Source organism: Pseudomonas sp. BLCC-B112 (assembly GCF_028550695.1).
GTDB classification, from domain to species: domain Bacteria; phylum Pseudomonadota; class Gammaproteobacteria; order Pseudomonadales; family Pseudomonadaceae; genus Aquipseudomonas; species Aquipseudomonas danubii.
This window is the reverse complement of the sequence record NZ_JAQQGK010000006.1, coordinates 290,419-312,821: the sequence shown is the minus strand read 5'-3', so window position 1 is coordinate 312,821 and position 22,403 is coordinate 290,419. Positions and strand designations below refer to the sequence as shown.

Annotated in this window: 18 protein-coding genes; 13 read left to right on the top strand and 5 right to left on the bottom strand. The window is 64.3% G+C overall.

The genetic code is table 11. The features are described 5' to 3' along the window. The first annotated feature begins 49 nt into the window (after positions 1–49). The 6 genes from PQT43_RS17945 to PQT43_RS17920 all read left to right on the top strand — a co-directional run bounded on the left by PQT43_RS17945 (position 50) and on the right by PQT43_RS17920 (position 6,704). A complete protein-coding gene (locus PQT43_RS17945) occupies positions 50–913 on the top strand; it encodes a LysR family transcriptional regulator (protein ID WP_102881471.1) in 864 nt (287 codons plus the stop codon). A gap of 142 nt (positions 914–1,055) precedes the next feature. After that, the gene (locus PQT43_RS17940; protein ID WP_102881196.1) at positions 1,056–2,132 is read left to right on the top strand and encodes a putative 2-aminoethylphosphonate ABC transporter ATP-binding protein; all 1,077 of its coding nucleotides are present in this window, start codon (positions 1,056–1,058) and stop codon (positions 2,130–2,132) included. Position 2,133: 1 nt separating this feature from the next. Further along, positions 2,134–3,858: a putative 2-aminoethylphosphonate ABC transporter permease subunit gene (locus tag PQT43_RS17935; protein ID WP_102881195.1), complete on the top strand. Its 1,725-nt coding sequence runs from the start codon at positions 2,134–2,136 to the stop codon at positions 3,856–3,858. 48 nt (positions 3,859–3,906) lie between these two features. Next, positions 3,907–4,932: a putative 2-aminoethylphosphonate ABC transporter substrate-binding protein gene (locus tag PQT43_RS17930; RefSeq protein WP_102881194.1), complete on the top strand. Its 1,026-nt coding sequence runs from the start codon at positions 3,907–3,909 to the stop codon at positions 4,930–4,932. A 90-nt stretch (positions 4,933–5,022) separates the two neighbouring features. After that, the gene (locus tag PQT43_RS17925) at positions 5,023–6,156 is read left to right on the top strand and encodes a TIGR03364 family FAD-dependent oxidoreductase (protein WP_272754377.1); all 1,134 of its coding nucleotides are present in this window, start codon (positions 5,023–5,025) and stop codon (positions 6,154–6,156) included. After that, positions 6,156–6,704 (top strand): phosphonate degradation HD-domain oxygenase, encoded by a 549-nt coding sequence (locus PQT43_RS17920; protein WP_102881192.1) that lies wholly within the window; start codon positions 6,156–6,158, stop codon positions 6,702–6,704. The genes PQT43_RS17925 and PQT43_RS17920 overlap by 1 nt, the downstream gene beginning before the upstream one ends. A 125-nt stretch (positions 6,705–6,829) precedes the next feature. Here PQT43_RS17920 and PQT43_RS17915 read toward each other — a convergent pair whose 3' ends face one another. Together PQT43_RS17915 and PQT43_RS17910 are read right to left on the bottom strand one after the other, a co-directional pair. After that, on the bottom strand, positions 6,830–8,209 hold the full coding sequence (locus PQT43_RS17915; protein WP_272754376.1) for a GTPase/DUF3482 domain-containing protein: 1,380 nt from the start codon (positions 8,207–8,209) through the stop codon (positions 6,830–6,832). Further along, a complete protein-coding gene (locus PQT43_RS17910; protein WP_272754375.1) occupies positions 8,202–9,581 on the bottom strand; it encodes a DUF2868 domain-containing protein in 1,380 nt (459 codons plus the stop codon). Before PQT43_RS17910 ends, PQT43_RS17915 begins: the two co-directional genes overlap by 8 nt. Before the next feature lie 96 nt (positions 9,582–9,677). Between PQT43_RS17910 and PQT43_RS17905 the strand changes: the two genes are divergently transcribed. Next, a complete protein-coding gene (locus PQT43_RS17905; RefSeq protein ID WP_110594308.1) occupies positions 9,678–10,190 on the top strand; it encodes a dihydrofolate reductase in 513 nt (170 codons plus the stop codon). A 56-nt stretch (positions 10,191–10,246) separates the two neighbouring features. On the opposite strand, the gene PQT43_RS17900 is transcribed toward PQT43_RS17905, so the two are convergent. Further along, on the bottom strand, positions 10,247–11,638 hold the full coding sequence (locus PQT43_RS17900) for an L-cystine transporter (RefSeq protein ID WP_102881188.1): 1,392 nt from the start codon (positions 11,636–11,638) through the stop codon (positions 10,247–10,249). A 240-nt stretch (positions 11,639–11,878) separates the two neighbouring features. Between PQT43_RS17900 and PQT43_RS17895 the strand changes: the two genes are divergently transcribed. The 4 genes from PQT43_RS17895 to PQT43_RS17880 all read left to right on the top strand — a co-directional run bounded on the left by PQT43_RS17895 (position 11,879) and on the right by PQT43_RS17880 (position 17,081). Then, positions 11,879–12,934, top strand: a complete 1,056-nt coding sequence (locus PQT43_RS17895; protein ID WP_110594309.1) for a haloacid dehalogenase-like hydrolase — start codon at positions 11,879–11,881, stop codon at positions 12,932–12,934. A gap of 383 nt (positions 12,935–13,317) precedes the next feature. Continuing rightward, positions 13,318–14,718 carry an MBOAT family O-acyltransferase gene (locus PQT43_RS17890; RefSeq protein ID WP_240322051.1) on the top strand — a complete coding sequence of 467 codons (1,401 nt, stop codon included), beginning with the start codon at positions 13,318–13,320 and terminating at the stop codon, positions 14,716–14,718. Beyond that, positions 14,705–15,856, top strand: a complete 1,152-nt coding sequence (locus PQT43_RS17885) for an SGNH/GDSL hydrolase family protein (RefSeq protein WP_272754374.1) — start codon at positions 14,705–14,707, stop codon at positions 15,854–15,856. Before PQT43_RS17890 ends, PQT43_RS17885 begins: the two co-directional genes overlap by 14 nt. A 1-nt stretch (position 15,857) precedes the next feature. Then, complete coding sequence (locus PQT43_RS17880) at positions 15,858–17,081, top strand: SGNH/GDSL hydrolase family protein (RefSeq protein ID WP_272754373.1); 1,224 nt, start codon at positions 15,858–15,860, stop codon at positions 17,079–17,081. A 148-nt stretch (positions 17,082–17,229) separates the two neighbouring features. Here the strand turns inward: PQT43_RS17880 and ilvD are convergent, their stop codons facing one another. Continuing rightward, positions 17,230–19,071 carry a dihydroxy-acid dehydratase gene (ilvD, locus tag PQT43_RS17875; RefSeq protein ID WP_102881185.1) on the bottom strand — a complete coding sequence of 614 codons (1,842 nt, stop codon included), beginning with the start codon at positions 19,069–19,071 and terminating at the stop codon, positions 17,230–17,232. A 313-nt stretch (positions 19,072–19,384) separates the two neighbouring features. Here ilvD and PQT43_RS17870 point away from each other — a divergent pair, with 313 nt between their 5' ends. Continuing rightward, positions 19,385–19,951 (top strand): hypothetical protein, encoded by a 567-nt coding sequence (locus PQT43_RS17870; protein ID WP_102881184.1) that lies wholly within the window; start codon positions 19,385–19,387, stop codon positions 19,949–19,951. Between the two features lie 212 nt (positions 19,952–20,163). On the opposite strand, the gene PQT43_RS17865 is transcribed toward PQT43_RS17870, so the two are convergent. After that, positions 20,164–21,360, bottom strand: a complete 1,197-nt coding sequence (locus tag PQT43_RS17865) for a class I SAM-dependent rRNA methyltransferase (RefSeq protein ID WP_102862104.1) — start codon at positions 21,358–21,360, stop codon at positions 20,164–20,166. A gap of 214 nt (positions 21,361–21,574) precedes the next feature. On the opposite strand from PQT43_RS17865, the gene PQT43_RS17860 reads away from it, so the two are divergent. Next, the gene (locus PQT43_RS17860; protein ID WP_162884160.1) at positions 21,575–22,387 is read left to right on the top strand and encodes an HDOD domain-containing protein; all 813 of its coding nucleotides are present in this window, start codon (positions 21,575–21,577) and stop codon (positions 22,385–22,387) included. Positions 22,388–22,403: the final 16 nt, after the last annotated feature.

Sequence of the window (22,403 nt, the reverse complement as noted above, 5' to 3'; positions counted from 1 at the left end):
CTTCAGCTTGCGGCTTGCCGCTCAAAGCTTGCAGCTGCGGCAAGCCGCCATGCTGAGTGCTGAGCTGAAGGCTTTTTACATGGTCGCCCGCCTGGGCAGCATCACCCTGGCGGCGAAGAAGCTTGGCCTCAGTCAGCCGACGGTGACCACGCAGATCCGCAACCTGGAAAGCCAGTATTCGGTGGAGCTGTTCTACCGCGGCGGTCGGCGCCTGAGCCTCAGCGACGAAGGCACGCGCCTGCTGCCCATGGTCAAGGACCTGTTGCAGCAGGAGGCTGACATTGAGTTCTTCCTGCGCAACAGCGGGCAGGTGCAGGGCACATTGCGCATCGCTGCCACTGCGCCGTACTACATCCTCGATCTGGTGAAGACTTTCCGCGAGCGGTTGCCTCAGGTCGAAGTGTCGGTGGAGATCGGCAACTCCCAGCAAGTCCTCGAAGCCCTGGAAGACTACCGGGTGGATGTGGCGGCCTCCTCGCAACTGCTGGAGGACGCGCGGCTGATCCGTCGGGTATTGGGCAGCGATCCGCTGGTGCTGGCGGTGCATCGCAATCACCCCCTGGCGGCGCTGGATCACGTGCCGCTCAATGCCCTGGCCGGGCACACACTGTTGATGCGTGAACCGGGCTCCACCACCCGCAGCCTTACCGAAACCTTGCTCAAGGATGCCCACGTCAGCTTTGGCCCGCTGCTGGAAATCGGCAGTCGCGAATCGATCCGCGAGGCGGTGCTGCGCAATATCGGCATCAGCATCATTGCCCGTCAGGAAGTGCCCCACGATCCGCAACTGCGGGTCCTGACCATCGAGCATGCCCCGCAGATCGTCGAGTACCTGTACTGCCTCAAGGAGCGCAAGAACGCGCGCCTGCCCGCGGCCTTCCTCGGCCTGGCCCAGGAAATGGCTCCCGCCTGAAAGACCTGCATCGGCGCAGCACCTGACTGACAGGTTGAACCAAAATCCCTGAATACCACTATCGGTCGTTTTTGCCTTACTGCCATATGGCCGACGCATTACAACTCTAGGATTTGCCTCATCTGCTAGATGAGGTCCGTCCATGAACCACTCCACTGCAACTGCCCTGAGCAACCCCGGCGCGCCGATGAAGGTGCGGGGCATCCAGAAGCGTTTTGGCGCCTTCACCGCCCTGGACAACGTGTCCCTGGACGTCGCGGCCGGCGAGCTGGTGTGCCTGCTGGGCCCGTCCGGCTGCGGCAAGACCACACTGCTGCGCTGCATCGCCGGCCTTGAGCGCCAGGACCAGGGCGAGTTGTACCTGGGGGATCGGGACGTTTCGCTGTTGGCGCCACAAGCCCGGGACTACGGCATCCTGTTCCAGTCCTACGCGCTGTTTCCCAATCTCACGGTGGAAGCCAACATCGCCTACGGCCTGGCCGGTAGCGGCCGTGAGGAAGTGCGTAAGCGTGTGGCACAGATGCTGGAACTGGTCGGGCTGACCGGCAGCGAGAAGAAATACCCCGGCCAGCTGTCTGGCGGCCAGCAGCAGCGCGTCGCCCTGGCCCGTGCCCTGGCGCCGTCACCGTCGCTGCTGCTGTTGGACGAACCGATGTCGGCCCTGGACGCCCGGGTCCGCGAGCACTTGTGCACCGAGCTGCGCCAGCTGCAACGGCGCCTGGGGATCACCACCCTGATGGTCACCCACAACCAGGACGAGGCCATGTTGATGGCCGACCGCATCGCCGTGATGAACAACGGCAAGGTCGAGCAGTACGCCACGCCCCAGGAAATCTACGATCGTCCGGCCACGCCCTTCGTCGCCGAGTTCGTCGGCCAGGGCAACTGGCTGCCTTTTAGCCGCAACAGCGACAGCCACGCCCAGGTCGGCGGGATGAATGTGCGCCTGGCCGACGATTCGGCCAAGGCCGCTTCGGGTCGCCTGTTCTGCCGTCCGGAAGCCATCAGCGTGAACCCGCCGGTGCATGAGGAAAACCTGTTCCCGGCCAAGGTCCGCGAGATTACTTTCCTCGGCAATCGCTGCCGCATGAGCTTCGAACTCAACGAGCTGCCGGGGCATGCGCTGCTGGCCGAGCTGGCCCCGGAAGCCATGCCGCGCCTGGGCGCCCAGGACATCTGGGTGGCCTTGCCGCCGCGCAGCCTCCAGGTGTTTGCCTAAGATGAGCGTGCCAATGTCCCTGCCACTACCCGCCAAGCGGGCGCGCCAGGCTTCTCGTGCCGAGATCGGCGACCGTATCTTTGTCGTCGGCGGCAAGGTTCTGCTTCTGCTCCTGCTGGGTGTAGCGGTGCTGTTGCCCCTGTTGGCGATCTTCTGGCGCGGTTTCAGCGCCGAGGCCGGGCAGGGCGGTGGCTGGTTGGCGGCCCGTGAACTGGTGGCCAGCGACAACTTCCACTGGTTGCTGGGCAACAGCCTGAAAGTCTCCCTCAGCGTAGCCGCCATCGTGGTGCCCCTGGCTTATCTGTTCGCCTACGCGCTGCAACGCACGCTGATTCCCGGCAAGGGCCTGTGGCGTGGTCTTTCACTGTTGCCGCTGATGGCGCCGTCGATGCTGCCGGGCATTGCCCTGGTCTATCTGTTCGGCAACCAGGGGATGCTGCGTGGCCTGTTCGCCGAGAACATCTACGGCTTCTGGGGCATCGTCCTCGGCGAAGTCATCTACACCTTTCCCCATGCCCTGATGATCCTGCTCTCGGCCCTGTCCCTGGCGGATGCGCGGCTGTTCGATGCCGCATCGAGCATGGGCGCCAGCCCCGCCAAGGCCTTTCGCAGCATCACCTGGCCGGCCACCCGGCAAGCGGTGTTCGCCGCGTTCTGCCTGGTGTTCACCCTGACCATCACCGACTTCGGCGTGCCGGTGGTGGTGGGCGGCGACTATCAGGTCCTGGCCCTGGAGGCCTACAAGGCGGTGGTGGGCCAGCAGCAGTTCGGCCGCGGCGCCTTGATCGGCATGGTGTTGCTGCTGCCGGCGTTGTTCAGCTTCGGCGTCGATGCCTGGTTGCGCCGTCGTCATGGCGACTCCATGAGCGGTCGTGCCCAGGTGTTCAAACCGGCGCCGTCGCGGCTGCGCGATGGTTGCTACCTGGCCATCGTGCTGCTGATCTGCGCGACCTTGCTGCTGGTGTTCGGCATGGCGGTGTATTCCTCCCTGGTGAAGTTCTGGCCCTACAACCTGTCGCTGTCGCTGAACCACTACCAGTTCAACGACACCGCCGGTGGCGGCTGGCTGGCCTACCGCAACAGCCTGACCATGGCCCTGTGCACAGCGTTGATCGGCAGTGTGGTGATCTTCACGGGGGCCTACCTGATGGAGAAAACCAGCGGCCAGCGTGGCCTGAACCTGGCGTTGCGCATGCTCAGCTTCGTGCCGATGGCGGTGCCCGGTTTGGTGCTGGGCCTGGGCTACGTGTTCTTCTTCAACCTCAACGGCAATCCGCTGCATGTGTTCTACGGCAGCATGGCCCTGCTGGTGGTGTGCACCATCGCCCACTACCTGACCACCGCGCAGATGACTGCCACCACCGCCCTGCGCCAGCTGGATGCCGAGTTCGAGGCCGCCGCGCTGTCGCTCAAGGCGCCGCTGTACCGGCACTACCTGCGGGTTACCGTACCGATCTGCCTGCCGGCGTTGCTGGACATCGTGCGCTACCTGTTCGTCTCGGCCATGACCACGGTGTCGGCAGCGATCTTTCTCTACAGCCCCGACACCATCCTCGCCGCCGTGGCCGTGCTGAACATGGACGACGCCGGCAATGTGGGCGGCGCTGCGGCGATGTCGACCCTGATCCTGTTCACCTCGGCCGGCGTCTCGCTGCTGCTGGCCGGGGCTTCCCGCGGGCTGTTGCGCCGCTCCCAGGCCTGGCGGCAAAGCGCCCCGGGCCACTGATTTCCTGCTCACTCACCCTCTGATCTGCACTCACTAAGGAACCGCACCATGTTCAAGCCCCTGGCTCTTGCCGCTGCCGTCCTCTCTGCTGTCAGCCTGAACGCCTTTGCTGCGAAAACCGAACTGACGGTCTACACGGCCCTTGAAGCCGAGCAATTGAAGTCCTACAAGCAAGCCTTCGAAAAGGCCAACCCGGACGTGGAGATCAAGTGGGTGCGTGATTCCACCGGGATCATCACCGCCAAGCTGTTGGCGGAAAAAGCCCGGCCACAAGCGGACGCGGTCTGGGGCCTGGCGGCGTCCAGCCTGGCGATCCTCGATCAGCAGGGCATGCTGCAAAGCTACGCGCCCAAGGACCTGGGCAAGATCGGCCCGAACTACCGCGACGCCGCCAACCCACCGGCCTGGGTCGGCATGGACGTGTGGGCCGCGACCATCTGTTTCAACACCGTGGAGGCCGAGAAGCAGGGCCTGACCAAGCCGGTGAGCTGGCAGGACCTGACCAAGCCCGAGTACAAGGGCAAGATCGTCATGCCCAACCCGGCGTCCTCGGGCACCGGCTTCCTTGACGTCAGCGCCTGGCTGCAGACCTTCGGCGAGAAACAGGGTTGGCAGTACATGGACGACCTGCACCAGAACATCGGCCAGTACGTCCACTCCGGTTCCAAGCCGTGCAAGCTGGCCGCCGCCGGCGAGTTCCCGATCGGCATTTCCTTCGAATACCCGGCCGTGCAGCTCAAGCGCCAGGGCGCGCCGCTGGACATCATCCTGCCCAAGGAAGGCCTGGGCTGGGAAATCGAAGCCACGGCAGTGATCAAGGGCACCCCTCATGAAGAGGCGGCGAAGAAGCTCGCCGACTTCTCCGCCAGCCCCGAAGCCATGGAGCTGTACAAGGAAAACTTCGCCGTACTGGCTCAGCCCGGCATCGCCAAGCCGCAGACCGAACTGCCAGCGGACTACGAGCAGCGCCTGATCAAGAATGACTTTGCCTGGGCCTCGAAGAACCGCGACCAGATCCTCGCCGAATGGCGCAAGCGCTATGACGGCAAGTCGGAAAAGGTTGCCAAGCAGTAACCGATCAATCGCTTTCGCCGGCCAGCCGCTTCTACCGGGATTGTAGAAGCCGGCTCGCCGGCGAAGGCGCTTCCCACCAGGACACCACTCATGACCCATCACAGCGATCTACTGATCGTCGGCGCCGGCATCCTCGGCCTGTCCCACGCCTACGCGGCTGCCAAACGCGGTCTGCGGGTGCGAGTTTTCGAGCGCAGCGCCACGCCCCTGGGGGCTTCGGTGCGCAACTTCGGCCAGGCGCTGGTCACCGGCCAGCCACCTGGCCCCATGCTGGAGCTGGCCCGTGCCAGCCGAGAGATCTGGGCGGATTGGCAGCAACTGGCCGGCTTGCCACTCAAGCGCAACGGTTCCTACCTGTTTGCCCGCAACGAAGCCGAAGAGCAGTTGCTGGAGGCCTTCTGTGCCGGCCGCGCGCGCGAGCACGGCTACCGCGTCGAGCTGCTTCAGGGCGCGGCGCTGAATGATCTGTACGGCGGTCAATTCCGCCATCACCGGGCGGCGTTGCACGGTCTGGACGACCAGCAACTGTATTCCCGGGAAGCCATCCCGCTGTTGATCGACTATCTGCGTCGCGACCTGGGGGTGCAGTTCCACTTTTCGACCCTGGTGCGTGACATCGAGCCGGGGCGACTGCACAGCACCGCTGGCAACTTCCACGCGCCACGCATCGTGCTGTGTTCGGGGCACGATTATCAGACCCTGCTGGCCGAACAGATCGCCGCCTTGCAACCGCAGATCTGCCGCTTGCAGATGCTTCGCGCCCGGCCCCAGGTCAACCTGAACCTGCAACATGCGTTGCTCACCGGGCTCAGTTGCGTGCATTACGGCGCCTTTGCCGATCTGCCGGAAGCGGCCGCCGTACAGGCGCAGATCCTGCGTGAAGCGCCACACCTGCATGAGCACGGCATTCACTTGCTGATCAGCCCAACCCCCTATGGCGAGGTGATCATCGGCGATTCCCATGATTACGGCAGCGATCCGTCGCCTTTCAATGGCGAACAGGTGGATAACTGGTTGATCGAGCTGGCCGAGCAGACCCTGGGCTGCAAGGTCCAGGTGGTGGAGCGCTGGCAGGGCGTCTATGGTGCTCGCGGGCCTGGGCCGTTCTCCTTCCTGGAGGCGGCCCCCGGGGTCCATGTGGCGCTGATGCACACCGGGGTCGGCATGAGCGTCGGTCCGGCCATGGCCGAGGGCAATATCGTCCGGGTACTGGAGGAGGCGTGATGAGTCGCCAGCAAGTGATTGACGAGGTTTTCGGCCTGTACGAGCGCTTTGGCGATGACGACTACATCGGCGAGCCGGTGTCGCAGATCGAGCATATGTCCCAGGCGGCGCAGTTGGCCCTGGCGGAAGGTTATGACGACGAAGTGGTGCTGGCGGCGTTCTTCCACGATATCGGGCACATCTGTCAGCAGGATGCCGAGAACATGGGCGGTTTTGGCGTGGTCAGCCATGAGCGCCTGGGGGCCGATTATCTGCGCCGGGCGGGCTTCAGCGAGCGCCTGGCACGACTGGTGGAATACCACGTCCAGGCCAAGCGTTACCTGACGTTCAAGGAGCCGGGGTACTACCAGCGCCTGAGCGAGGCCAGCCGACGCACCCTGGCGTATCAGGGTGGGGTGATGAGCGCGGCAGAGGCGGCGGCCTTTGAACTCGACCCGTTGTGTGCGTTGAGCTTGCGCATGCGCCACTGGGACGAGCAGGCCAAGGAAATGTGGGTGCCGGTGATGGACCTGCAGATCCTCAAGGACAAGGCCTTGGCGCTGCTTTGATCGTGGTTCAGGCTTGGTTTTTGTAGCCGCTGCCGCAGGCTGCGAACGGCTCCGCAGGAGGCGCCGCTTCTGGGAGTGTTGAAGGTCCTGCGGCCCTTGGCGCAGCCTCGCGGGCTCGGCAGCGGCTACAGCAGATGTTGAGCCAGGGCCTCGATCTGCTCCTGGCGCTCGGCCTGGCTCAGGCGCGCATGGGGATTGAGCGACGACCACTGCGGATGAGCCCGAGCCTTGCTCAAGGCTGGCGGCAACTTGCCCTCGCGCCAGCTCTTATCCTCCGGCGTGGCCAGGCGGATGCTGTCCATGGCCGCGTGCCCGCGCAGGTTCAGCGCCTGCACCAGCTGCCGCTGACGCAGGGCCAACAGCCGCAGCACGCTGTCGTCCACGGTCAATTCGCGCTGGCCCTTGAGCTTGCCCAGCAGGCGACTGCCATAACTGCGTGCGGTCTGCAGCGCGCCGCCGGCAATGGCCCCGGCCAACGCCGCGGCGCCCAGGGTCAAGCCGCCCACCAGCAGATCCACGCCGGCCCCGGCCGCCGCGCCCGCGGCAATCCCGCCACCGACACGCACCCCCAGTTGCTTGAGGGTTTCCGGGTTGAACAGGTCGTCGCCCCAGCGCCCGTCCAGCAGCGGCAGATCGCTGGCCGAGGCGTCCTGAGGGCGAAAAGCGTAGAGCTTGAGCAGGGCTTCGACGCAGCGTTGTTCACGCTGGCGAATCGCCTGACGCAACTCGCTGATGGCTTGCAGTTCCTGCTGAGTGTCGCTGGCTACGCTGCGGCGGCAGGCGGCGCAGTCCACCAGCAGTTCGGCAATCAGCCGTGCCGCACTTTGCTGGCGCACCAGGCGTTGGGCCTGCTGGTCGTCGATCAGCCGTTGCAGGGCCGGGCGCGCATGCTCCAGCAGCAGGGACAGGCTTTCATACAGGCGCCGTTCGCCGTCTTCCGGTGGCGCCACGCTGTCGAACCGCACCAGGGCGTGCAGCCCCAGGCGGGCCAGGGCTTCGCGCCAATCGCCTTCACGCTGCTCGGCGCTGCTGACGAAGTTCAGCACCGGCAGGAGTGGCTTGCCGCAGCCGCTCAGCACTTCCAGCTCATCCCGGTACTTGGCCAGCACCGGTTCCCGGGCGTCGATCACATAGAGCCCGGCGTCCGAGGCCAGCAGCTGGCGCAGGACCTTGGCTTCCTGCTCGAAGCGTTGCCGAGCCTCGCTGCCGTCGAGAAAGCGTGTCAGCCGGGCCGGGCCGTCCAGGCGCTCGCCCGGGCGTTCCAGGCGCTCCAGATAGTCCAGCAGGGCGATGGCGTCTTCCAGGCCCGGGGTGTCGTAGAGCTCCAGCAGGGGCTGGCCATCCACCGACAGGCGGGCGCCCTCCACATGCCGGGTGGTGCTGGGGCGGTGGGAGACTTCGCCAAAGTCCACGTCCCGGGTCAGTGTGCGCAGCAGTGAGGTCTTGCCGACGTTGGTGTGGCCGACCACCGCCAGTTTCAGCGGCTTTTGGCGAGCATCAGTCATGACCGGTCTCCAGCCAGTTGAGGGGCGCGCAATCGGCGAACGGCAGCTCCAGCTGCTGCAGGGCGGTGTGCCAATCGCCCAGGCGGTCGGCATCCAGGGCCTGGCCGGGCGGAGCTTGCAGCAGCCAGACCCGGGTGGCCGTGGCGCTGCGGGCCAGTTCGGCGATCAGTCCCAGGCTGCCGCGATCCGGCGAGCGTCGCGGATCGCAGGCGATCACCAGGCGCGCCGGGGGGAAGCGGCTCATCTGTTCCAGCAGGCGGTTGCGCGACTCGCGGCTGTCGAGGATGCCGGCATTCTTGACGCTGTCCGGCAGTTGCGGTGGCCAGGGGCGCTGCTCGTCCAGCTCGATGGCCACCAGCAAGGCGCCGCTGCTGTCCTGGGTGCTGACGCCGCCTTCGACGCGATGCAGTTGCTCGGGTGCCGCATCGTTGACCCCAAGGCGTTCGCTGCTGGGCATCAGGCGTTCACGCAACTGGCTGTAGCCCGGCAGCTTGAGGTCCAGTTGCAGGCGGGCCAGACCGTGTTTCCAGCGCCAGCGGCAGAACAGCATCAGCACCAGGCGTGGCAGTACGCCGTAGATCACCACCAGCACCACCAGCCAGATGGCCCAGGATTGGCGGACCAGCTCGGTGTTGTAGACGTCCCGGGTGCTGGCCTGGATGCTCGCCAAGCTCGGCGCGCCAAAGCCCAGGCCACGGGGCAGGGCGCTGATGGCGTTGGTAATGGCAACGAAGGCGTCGCTGCCCAGCAGGGTGCTTTCCCAGACAAAGCTGTAGCGGTGGGTGGTCAGCAGCAACAGCAGCATGACCACGGCGCTGAACAGGGCCAGGCACCACAGGCCGTTGACCAGGGCGCCCAGGGCCCAGCGATTGAGCTTGCGCCGCTGCAGCAACAGCAACAGGGCCGGTGGCAACTGTGCGGCTTTGGCGTCGCGGGAGAACTTTTCACTCAGCCATAGCCACAGCCGGCCCAGGCTGGCGCTGTGCTCGCCGGCGAACAGCAGACCGATCAGCCAGCTCAGCAGCAGGATCAGGTTCAGGCCCAGCAGGCTGCCCAGGGCCCAGAACACATTGACCGGTTGCTGGGTGTTGCCCAGGGCGCTGAAGGCCAGACCGGCACCGCTGAGGACCGCCAATGCTGCCAGCATCAGCAAGGCCAGGCGTGCGCCTTGCAGCCAGTGCAGCAAAGCGCTGTGCAGACCGTCGCGCTGGGCCAGCCACAGGGCACGGGTCTGGATGCGGGTGGCCAGGTCGCCGCCCTGGTTGCGGGCCAGGCGGTTGGCTTCCTGATCGTCCAGTGGCCCGGCGTGCTCCTCGCGCAGGCGCACGGTTTCGGTCAACCACAGTCGTTGCAGGGGAGTCAGTGCAGTCACGCGTCATTCCATCGCTTTAAAGTGCGCTGAGCATAACTGCTGCAGCGGCGGTCGGGTGAAGTTGCCAGGCTTGGGCCCTCTGGTATCCTCGCCGGCATGAAAAAATCTCTCCCTCTCAGCCTGATCGCGGCCCTCGGTGAAAACCGCGTGATCGGCGTCGACAACAGCATGCCCTGGCACTTGCCGGGGGATTTCAAATACTTCAAGGCCACGACCCTGGGCAAGCCGATCATCATGGGGCGCAAGACCTGGGACTCCCTGGGCCGGCCCTTGCCGGGGCGGTTGAATATCGTGGTCAGTCGTCAGACCGATCTGGTGCTCGAAGGTGCCGAGGTTTATCCGTCATTGGCGGCCGCGGTGGCCCGGGCCGAGGAGTGGGCCCTGGAGCAGGGGGCCGACGAGCTGATGCTGATAGGCGGCGCGCAGCTCTATAGCCAAGGCCTGGAGCAGGCCGATCGTCTGTATCTGACGCGGGTGGCCTTGAGCCCGGAAGGGGATGCCTGGTTTCCAGCGTTCGATCTGGACCAATGGCAGTTGGTGTCGGATGTGCCGAATCCGCCGGAAGGGGACAAGCCGGCGTACCGCTTCGAGGTGTGGGAGAAGCGTTAAGCGCTTCGCCGGCAAGTCGTCCCTTGTAGGAGGTGGCTTGCCGGCGAAGAGGTCAATCAAGCCTGAGCCAGTTCCGCGTGCTCATCGGCGTCCAGCAACGCCTTGTCGGTTTGCTGCATCACTTGGCTGGTGATGGCGCCGGCGGTCATCGAACCGCTGACGTTCAGCGCCGTGCGGCCCATGTCGATCAGCGGCTCCACGGAAATCAGCAGCGCCACCAATGACACCGGCAAGCCCATGGCCGGCAGCACGATCAGTGCGGCGAAGGTCGCGCCGCCGCCCACGCCGGCCACGCCCGCGGAACTCAAGGTCACGATAGCCACCAGGGTGGCGATCCACAGCGGGTCCAGCGGGTTGATGCCCACGGTGGGGGCAACCATCACCGCCAGCATGGCCGGGTACAGGCCGGCGCAGCCGTTCTGGCCGATGGTGGCGCCGAACGAGGCGGCAAAGCTGGCGATGGACTGGGGAATGCCCAGGCGCCGGGTCTGGGCTTCGATGCTCAGGGGAATGCTGGCGGCGCTGGAGCGGCTGGTGAAGGCGAAGGTCAGCACCGGCCAGATCTTGCGGAAGAAGCGCAGCGGGTTGATCCCGGCCAGGGCCACCAGCAGGCCGTGGACCACGAACATCAGGCCCAGGCCGAGGTAGGACACCACCACGAAACTGCCGAGCTTGATGATGTCCTGCAGGTTGGAACCGGCCACCACCTTGGTCATCAGCGCCAGCACGCCGTACGGGGTCAGTTTCATCACCAGGCGCACCAGGCGCATCACCCAGGCTTGCAGGGTGTCGATGGCGTTGAGCACTTTCTGACCCTTGTCGGCATCATCCTTGAGCAGCTGCAGCGCCGCGACACCGAGGAAGGCGGCGAAGATCACCACGCTGATGATCGAGGTCGGCTTGGCCCGGGCCAGGTCGGCGAAAGGGTTCTGCGGGATGAACGACAGCAGCAACTGCGGCACGTTGAGGTCGGCGACCTTGCCGGCGTAATCGCTCTGGATCACTTGCAGGCGGGCCATTTCCTGGGTGCCGGCCACCAGCCCTTCCGCCGTCAGGCCGAACAGGTTGGTCAGGCCGATGCCCACCAGCGCCGCGATGGCGGTGGTGAACAGCAGGGTGCCGATGGTCAGGAAGCTGATCTTGCCCAGGGACGAGGCGTTGTGCAGGCGGGCCACGGCGCTGAGGATCGAGGCGAACACCAGTGGGATCACGATCATCTGCAGCAACTGCACGTAGCCATTGCCCACCAGGTCGAACCAGCTGATGGAGGCCTTGAGCACCGGGTGGCCGGCGCCGTAGAGGCTGTGCAGGGCGATGCCGAAGACCACGCCCAGCACCAGGGCCAGCAGGACCTTCTTGGCCAGGCTCCAGGTGGTGTGGCGGGTTTGTGCCAGGCCCAGCAGCAGGGCCAGGAACACCAGCAGGTTGAGGATCAGCGGCAGATTCATTGGGGCTCCGATAAGACTTGTGTCAATCGCGGCTCAGGGCGATTGCGAACCGGCAAGCCTAACAGCTTGAAATCTATTGAATTAATAACGATATCGCATGGCAACTGTCGTTTTTGGAATAAGCGGCTGACGCTCAGGCGCATGTGGTTGGCGCTCTCGGGACGCAAGCGGTCGTGTAGAGACGGGAACTGTCACAGGGATTTGTTAGCGTCGAACCTTTCACTCAGGGAGAAACCGCAGATGAAGTTCGCGCCGAAATTTCTAGCCGTTGCACTCTGCCTGGGCCTTGCCGGCCAGGCCTTCGCTACCGAGTTGAAGCACTGGCCGCAGGAGCAGGCCAAGCAGCTGGACGCGATGATCGCGGCCAACGCCAACAAGGGTAACTTCGCGGTGTTCGACATGGACAACACCAGTTATCGCTACGACCTGGAAGAGTCCCTGCTGCCCTTCATGGAAAACAAGGGGCTGATCACCCGCGAGAGCCTCGACCCGTCGCTGAAACTGATTCCGTTCAAGGACACCGCCGAGCACAAGGAAAGCCTGTTCAGCTACTACTACCGCCTGTGTGAAATCGACGACATGGTCTGCTACCCCTGGGTGGCGCAGGTGTTCTCCGGCTTCACCCTCAAGGAACTCAAGGGCTACGTCGACGAGCTGATGGCCTCCGGCAAGCCGGTGCCGAGCACCTATTACGACGGTGACGTGGTCAAGACCATCGAGGTCAACCCGCCCAAGGTCTTCACCGGGCAGACCGAGCTGTACAACAAACTGATGGAGAACGGCATCGAGGTCTATGTGATGACCGCCGCCTCCGAAGAACTGGTGCGCATGGTCGCCTCCGATCCCAAGTACGGCTACAACGTCAAGCCGCAGAACGTGATTGGCGTGACCACCCTGCTCAAGGACCGCAAGACCGGCGCCCTGACCACCGCGCGCAAGCAGATCACCGACGGCAAGTACGACGAGAAGGCCAACCTTGGCCTGGAACTGACGCCTTACCTGTGGACCCCGGCCACCTGGATGGCGGGCAAGCACGCGGCGATCCTGACCTACATCGACGAGTGGAAGAAACCGGTGCTGGTAGGTGGCGACACCCCGACCAGCGACGGCTACATGCTGTTCCATGATGTGGACGTGGCCAAGGGCGGCATCCACCTGTGGATCAACCGCAAGGACAAGTACATGACCCAGCTCAACGGCATGATGGCCAAGCACGCCGCGGCCCAGGCCAAGGAAGGGCTGCCGGTGACGGCGGACAAGAACTGGGTAATCGTCAAGCCCGAAGACATCCAGTAATCCTGCCTCTACACCGCCCCTCTGTAGGAGCCGGCTTGCCGGCGAACAGGCCTTTGGGTCTGGCGTCGTCCTCGCGGACGCTTTCGCTGGCAAGCCAGCTCCTACGGTAAACCGATCCGCCAAGCCGCTTTCATCCGTAGGAGCCGGCTTGCCGGCGAAGAGGTCCTTGGATCTGGCATCGCCCTTGTGGACGCTTTCGCTGGCAAGCCAGCTCCTGCAAGGGGCGCCTGTCGTCCGGTGCGGAGCCGGCGTCCGCTATAGGCGGAGAATGTTTCAACTTGTGACTGCCAAACCCCCTCTGCCATAATCGCGCCCGTTTCCACTCCTCCTGCCTGCTCTCCCTGTGCCGGGTTTGTCCCCGTCTGCACGTAATGGACTACGTTGTGAGCTATCTCTCGATCGAATTCGGCCTCTGTTTCATCCTGTTCTTCATTCTTTATTGGGGGTTGGGCTTCAGCCTGCGCCTGCAGAACGGCCTGCTACTGGCCGCCAGCTACGCGATCCTCGCCAGCTTCAGCCTGAACTTCCTCTACATCCTGCTGGGCTATACGGCCCTGGTGTATCTGCTCGGCCTGTTGAGCCAGCGTTACCCCGGGCGGGGCTGGGTCAATGGCCTGATGTTGCTGCTGGTGCTCGGGGCCTTTTACCTGTTCAAGTACCAGGACTTCTTCACCAGCACGGTGCAGAACGCCTTCGCCCAGTTCGGTATGGAAGTGTCGTTGCCGCTGCTGGAGGTGCTGTTGCCGGTGGGGCTGTCGTTCTATGCCTTCCACTCGGTCAGCTACCTGGTGTCGATCAACCGTCGAGAGCTGACGCCGGGTTCGCCCTTCGACCTGGCGCTGTACCTGGCGTTTTTCCCCAGCCTGATTGCCGGTCCGGTGAACCGGGCGATCCCCATGCTGGAACAGATCAACCCGCCGCAGTTGCGTCAGGTGCTGGAGCCGCAACGGGCCCTGGGCCTGATCGCCGTGGCGGTGGTCAAACTGTTCTTCCTCAGCTCGTGGCTGGCCAATGAATGGGTCGACCCGGTGTTCGACAGCCCGGTGGCCTTCTCGGCCGAGCAGATCCTGCGGGCGGTGTACGGCTATTCGTTCCTGATCTACTTCAACTTCAGCGGCTACACCGATCTGGTGACCGGTATCGCCCTGTTGCTGGGCTTCCGTCTGCCGTTGAACTTCAACTACCCCTATGCGGCGCGCAACCTCAAGGAGTTCTGGGGGCGCTGGCACATCAGCCTGTCGACCTTCATCCGTGACTACGTGTACATCCCGCTGGGGGGCAACCGGGGGCCGGTGTGGCGCGGCAACCTGAACATGCTGCTGGCGATGCTGATCTCTGGCCTGTGGCACGGCGCCAGCGCCAACTTCATTATCTGGGGCGCGCTGCACGGCGTTGGCCTGGCGCTGTACAAACTGTGCAGTCCGTTACTGGCCCGGGGGCCGAGCTGGATCGGCTCGGACCTGATGGCTCGCCTGCTGACCTTCCACTACGTGGCCTTTGCCTGGATCTTCTTCCGCTGCGCGACCTTGTCCGACGCCATGGACATGCTCAGTGGCCTGGGCGGCCTGTCCTTCAGCGGGCTGGCCAGCAGCGCCTTGAGCCTGTTGGGCTGCCTGTTGTTCGTCGCCTTCTACCCACGGATCGTGGCGCTGCTGCAGCGCCTGTTCGCCGCCGCCACCGGCTTGCCATGGCTGTTGTATCCAGTGCCGCTGGGGCTGTTCATCTGCGTAGTCATCTTCGCCTCACCGTCGGGCGTGCCGGGGTTCATCTATGCCAGTTTCTAACCGTTCGCCCTTATCGGTCAGCCTCGGCAGCGCAGCCAAGGTGTTCTATGCCCTGGTGGTGACCAGCCTGTTACTGGTGTGGTTCAACCAGCAGTCGATCCGTCTCTACTGCCAGCAGAAGTACCACGATGACTGCGAGATCCCGGGGCTGTCGCAGAACCCGCAGTGGCGCTTTGGCGCACAGCTCAACCAGGCCCTGGAAAATGCCCGGGTGGCCTTTGTCGGCAGCTTTGCCGCAAGCGCCGACCTGAGCCTGGTGGCCCAGGCTGAAGCAGCCGCGGACGAAGAGCCTGCGCCGTTGCCGAAGGTCGCGGCTGCGCCGGCCCCCGAGCACCCGCCGCTGAGTGCTGCGCACGCGGCACCGACCCATACGGCCACCCAGGCTCCTGTCCCACCCCCGGTGCATCCGCAGCCAGTGGCCGTGGCTCCTGTGGTCAGCCATCCGCCTCAGGTCGAGCCGGGACGCACGGCGCCGCTGATGGCCAGCCTGGCCACGGGGGATGAGGTGTTCTTCGTCGGTGATTCCTTGATGCAGGGCGTGGCGCCGCACATGGCCAACACCCTGCGCAAACGCTACAACGTCAAGAGCCTGAACCTCAGCAAGCAGAGCACTGGCCTTGCCTACCCGAGCTTCTTCAACTGGCCCAAGACCGTTGAGAGCACCTTGGCCAGCAACCCCAACATCCGCCTGATGGTGATCTTCCTCGGTCCCAACGATCCCTGGGACATGCCGGTGGTCAAGGGCAAACCGTTCCTGCGCTTCAAGACCCCGGACTGGGAAGCAGCCTATCGCCAGCGCATCGATTCGATCCTCGACACCGCCCAGGCCCACAATGTGCAAGTGATCTGGGTCGGTCCGCCGAACATGGAGAAACCCAAGCTGTCTACGGCCATGGCTTACCTGAGCGACCTGTACAAGAGCCAGATCGAGCGCTATCAGCAGCATTTCGTCTCGGCCAACGAGATTCTCGGCTACCAGAACGACGAGTTTTCCTATTACCGCACCACCGGCGATGGCAAGAAGGTCAAGACCCGGGTCGACGACGGTATTCATTTCACCACCACTGGGCAGAAGCTGATCGCTGAGCGTGTGATCTCGCTGATCAACTTTCCCAGTCAACAATTGACGGAGCACTGATATGGGGCGACTGCAAGGCATTGCGCTGTTGCTGGGCATTACCTTGCTGAGCAGTTGCAGCCCGACCACCGAGGTCCAGGCCACTCCGGCCTCGGCCCTGGCCCGGTCCGGGAGCGGAACCAAGAAAGTCGTGACCACCGGCACCGACCCGAACCTGGCACTGCTGGCGCGCAAGTTCAGCACCTCCAACCGCACCCCCATCAACATCGTGCAACTGGGTGACTCCCATACCGCCGCCGACCTGTTCAGCGGCGAGATGCGCCGTCTGCTGCAAGCGCAGTACGGCGATGGCGGCATTGGTTTCGTGGCGGCCACACCGGTGCCCGGCACCCGCTATGAGCGAGTGATCCTCGGGGCTGCCAAGCGCCAGTGGTCCCTGGTATCGGCGCGCAACCAGCAGAGCAACCAGTTTCCCCTGGGCGGTTACCTGTCGCTGCCGATGACCCCGGGGGCGCGGGTGCATATCGCCGAGCGCCAGCCGAGCAACCAGCAGTACCGCATTTCCGCGCTGTACCAGGCGTCCAGCAATAACACCCTGACTGCTCGGGACAACCTCAACAAAAGCAGCCGCATGCTGGCCGCCACCGGGGGCCAGTGGCGCTTCAGCCCGCCGTTCAACAACCTGACCCTGCCGCTGGACGTTAACGTGGCCAACAACCAGGGCCTGGCCCTGGGCGGCTGGAACATCCTCGGGCAGAAGAGCGCTGGGGTGATCTACTCCTCCCTGGGCATCAATGGCGCGCGCCTGGACGTGCTGGACAAGTGGCAGCCCGGTTGGCTGGAAACCCTCAAGGCCCTGCGCCCGGACATGGTGGTGCTGGCCTATGGCACCAACGAAGCCTTCGATGACGATCTGGATCTGCAGTTGTACCGCAGCCAGTTGCAGGAAAAGGTCAGGCTGCTGCGCAAGAACCTGCCCAAGGCCGTGATCCTGCTGGTGGGGCCGCCGGACTCCATCAAGCGCCGCAATGCCGGCAGCTGCGCGGCTTCCCAACCGCAACCGCTGCGGCAGATCGTGCAGATCCAGAAGGACGTGGCGAAGACCAGTCGCACGCTGTTCTGGGACTGGCAGGCGTTCATGGGCGGGGATTGCTCCATCAGCAAATGGCAGGGCAGCGACCTGGCGCGTAACGACCTGGTGCACCTGACCGCCGACGGCTATCGCAAGAGTGCCGATGGCCTGTACCGCTTCCTGCGCGGGCAGTTGGGCGAACGCATGCCCTGAGAACCCGGAACCGGCTCCTATGCTGGCGCCACCAGCACCCCGAATGCTGCTGTAGGAGCTGGCTTGCCAGCGAAGGCGCCCGCAAGGGCGATGCAAGGCCAAAAAAATGCCCCGCACTTGGCGGGGCATTTTCATTTGCGGGCGACGATCACAGGCCGTCGAGCATGGCCTTGTTGCGTACCGCGCCCTTGTCGGCGCTGGTGGCCAGCAGGGCGTAAGCCTTAAGCGCGGTGGTCACTTTACGTGGGCGAGCTTCCACTGGCTTCCAGCCTTTCTTGTCCTGTTCGACGCGGCGCGCCGCCAGTTCCTCATCGCTGACCAACAGGTTGATCGAGCGGTTGGGAATGTCGATCAGTACCTTGTCGCCGTCCTGCACCAGGCCGATGGCGCCGCCGGCTGCCGCTTCTGGCGAGGCGTGGCCGATGGACAGGCCCGAAGTGCCGCCGGAGAAGCGGCCGTCGGTGAGCAGGGCGCAGGCTTTGCCCAGGCCCTTGGACTTCAGGTAGGAGGTCGGATAGAGCATTTCCTGCATGCCCGGGCCGCCTTTCGGACCTTCGTAACGGATGATCACGATGTCGCCTTCTTTCACTTCGTCGGCGAGGATGCCGCGCACGGCGCTGTCCTGGCTTTCGAAGATCTTGGCGTTGCCTTCGAACACGTGGATCGACTCGTCGACACCGGCGGTCTTCACCACGCAGCCGTCCAGGGCAATGTTGCCGTAGAGCACGGCCAGGCCACCTTCTTTGGAATAGGCGTGTTCGACGCTGCGGATGCAACCGTTTTCACGGTCGTCATCCAGGCTGTCCCAACGGGTCGACTGGCTGAAGGCGGTCTGGGTCGGGATGCCCGCCGGGCCGGCCTTGAAGAAGTGATGCACGGCTTCGTCGCTGGTCTGGGTGATGTCCCACTGGGCGATGCCCTCGGCCAGGGTCTTGCTGTGCACGGTGGGCAGGTCGGTGTGCAGCAGCCCGCCACGGGCCAGTTCGCCGAGGATGCTGAAGATGCCGCCGGCGCGGTGCACGTCTTCCATGTGGTACTTCTGGATGTTCGGCGCCACTTTGCACAGCTGCGGCACATGGCGCGACAGGCGATCGATGTCCCGCAGGTCGAAGTCGATCTCGGCTTCCTGGGCGGCGGCCAGCAGGTGCAGGATGGTGTTGGTGGAACCGCCCATGGCGATGTCCAGGGTCATGGCGTTCTCGAACGCCTTGAAGTTGGCGATGTTGCGCGGCAGCACCGACTCGTCGTTGTCGCCGTAGTAGCGCTGGCACAGCTCGACGATGGTGCGCCCGGCCCGCAGGAACAGCTCTTCGCGGTCGCTGTGGGTGGCCAGGGTCGAACCGTTGCCCGGCAGGGCCAGGCCCAGAGCTTCGGTCAGGCAGTTCATGGAGTTGGCGGTGAACATGCCGGAGCACGAACCGCAGGTCGGGCAGGCGCTGCGCTCGTACTCGGCGACCTTCTCGTCAGAAGCGCTGGAGTCGGCGGCGATGACCATGGCGTCCACCAGGTCCAGGCCGTGGCTGGCGAGCTTGGTCTTGCCGGCTTCCATCGGGCCGCCGGAAACGAAGATCACCGGGATGTTCAGGCGCAGGGCGGCCATCAGCATGCCGGGGGTGATCTTGTCGCAGTTGGAGATGCAGACGATGGCGTCGGCGCAGTGGGCGTTGACCATGTATTCCACGGAGTCGGCGATGATCTCGCGGCTCGGCAGGGAATACAGCATGCCGTCGTGGCCCATGGCGATGCCGTCGTCCACGGCGATGGTGTTGAATTCCTTGGCCACGCCACCGGCGCGTTCGATCTCACGGGCCACCAGCTGACCCAGGTCCTTCAGGTGCACGTGCCCCGGGACGAACTGGGTGAAGGAGTTGGCAATGGCGATGATCGGCTTCTTGAAGTCGTCATCTTTCATCCCCGTGGCGCGCCACAGGGCGCGAGCACCGGCCATATTGCGGCCGTGGGTGGATGTTTTCGAGCGGTAATCAGGCATGGAGCACTCCGGGCGGCTAATCAGGGAACAAATGGGGAGTGAGCTTCTATTGACCTCGGGAGCACTCAGAAATGGCCGTGTGTCCGAAAGCTGCCGATGACGCCGCGGGATCGCCGCGCGCCTCAGCCTGAGCTCATAAACCCGCCGGGGGATGACTGGCGATGAATTCGCCGATTCTACACCGCTGGCGTCAGGAAGGAATGCCGTGGCCGCTCTGTGGCGTGCGATTGCCAGGATCTGAGAGGGAGGCTGCCCGCCTGGCTGCTCCTGGTTTAGACTCGCCGCCCCTCGATCACCTTCCAATGGAGCTGGAATGTCCGCGAACATGCGATCCCTGAGGTTCTACCTCGGCACGGGCCTGCTGCAAGGGCTGATGCTGATGTGGCTGGTGCTCTATAGCGACTGGCCCGGCAGCACCATGGCCGTGGTGGGCGCGGCCCTGCTGACGGGTGGCGGCTTCGTGCAACTGCTGGCCGGGCAGCGGCGCCAGTGGCGCACCTGGAAGGCCGCGCTGTTGCTGGCCTTTGCGGCGGCGGTCGTGGTGCAGGCCTGCAGTGAGTTGCCCTTTACCCGCGGGGTGATCTACAGCGTGGTGGCGTTCCTGCTACTGATGACGCTATTCAGCGCCAGCTGGCTGCCGGGACGTGACGGTTTTAAACGACGGCTGTTGGGTGACGGAGCCTGGATGTTGGTGGCTCTTTGCGCTGCGTGGCTGGTGCAGGCGTTGTTCGATTTCTGGACCCGCGAGCACCATCTAGACCCCTTCAAGAGCGGTTTTTTGTCCTTGCGCTACTTCACTGGCCCGCCCTTGGCGTTTTCCTTCCTGCTGTATCTCAGGGATTTGTGCCGTCTGCGCGATCTTCAGACGCAAGCGCCCTGATAACGACGGTTGACCGGGCTGTTCAGGCCCAGGGCGGCAGCGCTCAGCAGCAGAATGACTACCGAGGTGTTGTTCGGGGTGGCGGGGGAGTGGCCCATGGTATGGCGCTCTCGGTCCTTGAGAAGCTGCCGAGAATCGAACCGTGGTCGTGCAAAGTCAATCGAGGGCGGTGGCCATTCCCGCGCTAGGCGGGAGTGGCCGTCGGCCCGGGCTCAGCTGTTGGGCAGCAGGCGGCAGGTGATGCTCTTGATGTAGCGGGTTTCCGGGATGGCCGGGTGCACCGGGTGATCCGGGCCCTGGCCGCCGCGTTCCAGCAGTTGGATATTGCGGTCCAGGTGACGGGCACTGGTCAGCAGAATGTTCTGCAGGTCGTCCTCGGGCAGGTGCATAGAGCAAGAGGCGCTGACCAGGATGCCGTCCTTGTTGAGCAGGCGCATGGCTTGCTCGTTCAGGCGGCGGTAGGCGCCTTCGCCGTTCTTCAGGTCTTTCTTGCGCTTGATGAAGGCGGGTGGGTCGGCAACGATCACGTCGAAGCGCTCTTCACTGGCTTTCAGTTCTTTCAGGGCTTCGAAGACGTCGCCTTCGATGCAGGTCATTTTCTCGGCGAAGCCGTTCAGCGCGGCGTTGCGCTCCACGCCATCGAGGGCGAAGGCCGAGGCATCGACGCAGAACACTTCACTGGCGCCGAACGCCGCGGCTTGCACACCCCAGCCGCCGATGTAGCTGTACAGGTCCAGCACGCGCTTGCCCTTGGCGTACGGCGCCAGGCGGGCGCGGTTCATGCGGTGGTCGTAGAACCAGCCGGTTTTCTGGCCCTGGATCACCGGGGCTTCGAACTTGACGCCGTTCTCTTCCAGGGCAACCCACTCCGGCACCAGGCCGAACACGGTTTCGACGTAGCGGTTCAGGCCTTCGGCGTCACGGGCGGCGGAATCGTTCTTGAACAGGATGCCGCTGGGCTTGAGCACCTGGGTCAGGGCGGCAATCACGTCGTCCTTGTGGGTTTCCATGGTCGCCGAGGCGATCTGTACCACCAGGATGTCGCCAAAACGGTCGACCACCAGGCCCGGCAGCAGGTCGGAGTCGCCGTAGACCAGGCGGTAGAACGGCTTGTCGAACAGGCGCTCGCGCAGGGACAGGGCCACGTTCAGGCGGTGCACCAGCAGCGACTTGTCCAGGGCCAGCTTGGCGTCCCGGGACAGCAGGCGGGCGCAGATCAGGTTGTTCGGGCTCATGGCGACGACGCCCAGGGGCTTGCCGCCGGCGGCTTCCAGTACCGCCTGGTCGCCTGCCTTGAAGCCGTGCAGAGGGGTGGCGGCTACATCGATTTCGTTGCTGTAGACCCACAGGTGGCCGGCGCGCAGGCGGCGATCGGCGTTGGCTTTGAGGCGCAGGCTTGGCAGGGACATGACGTCGCTCCGGAAAAAAGGGCGCGATTATACCTTGCTGCGCAACTTCAGCGACGGCCAATGGACCTGCGGCTAAAGGCGCAGGGTAAAGTTCCTGTCCGTTCGCCCAACATTGGCTCGTTAGAGGTTAGAATCGCCGCCTCAGCCAGAGTGTGTACTTATGTCCCAAGAGCTATCAGCCGAACAGATTCAGCAGGCCCTGCAAGGCATCAGCGTGCCGCCTCAACCGCAAATCATGGTGGATTTGCAGATGGAGCAGTACATGCCAGACCCCGACCTGGAAGTGATTGCCAAGCTGATATCCCAGGACCCGGGCCTGTCCGGCGCGCTGCTGAAGATCGTCAATTCGCCGTATTACGGCTTGAGCAACAAGATTGCCTCGATCCAGCGCGCGGTGAATCTCTTGGGCAGCCGCTCGATCATCAACCTGATCAACGCGCAGTCGATCAAGGGCGAGATGAGCGATGAAACCATCGTCACCCTCAACCGCTTCTGGGACACCGCCCAGGATGTGGCCATGACCTGCCTGACCCTGGCCAAGCGCACCGGCTCCCAGGCGGTGGATGAAGCCTACGCCCTGGGGCTGTTCCACGACTGCGGCGTGCCGCTGATGCTCAAGCGTTTCCCCGACTACATGAGCGTGCTGGAAGAAGCCTATGGCAGTGCCGGGCCGGAGCAGCGGGTGGTGGATACGGAAAACCGTGCCTTCAACACCAACCACGCGGTGGTGGGGTACTACACCGCCAAGTCCTGGCGCTTGCCGGAGCATGTGACCAATGCCATCGCCAATCACCACAACGCCCTGGCGATCTTCAGCGACGAGTCCTCGCGCAACAGCCAGCTGAAGAACCTGCTGGCGATCCTGAAAATGGCCGAGCACATCTGTGCGTCCTACCGGGTGCTGGGCAACCAGGTGGAAGATCACGAGTGGAACAGCATCGGCCATCTGATTCTCGACTACGTCGGTCTGTCGGATTACGACTTCGAGAACCTCAAGGAAACCGTGCGCGAGCTGGGCGCACACTGATCGTTCATTTCGCAAT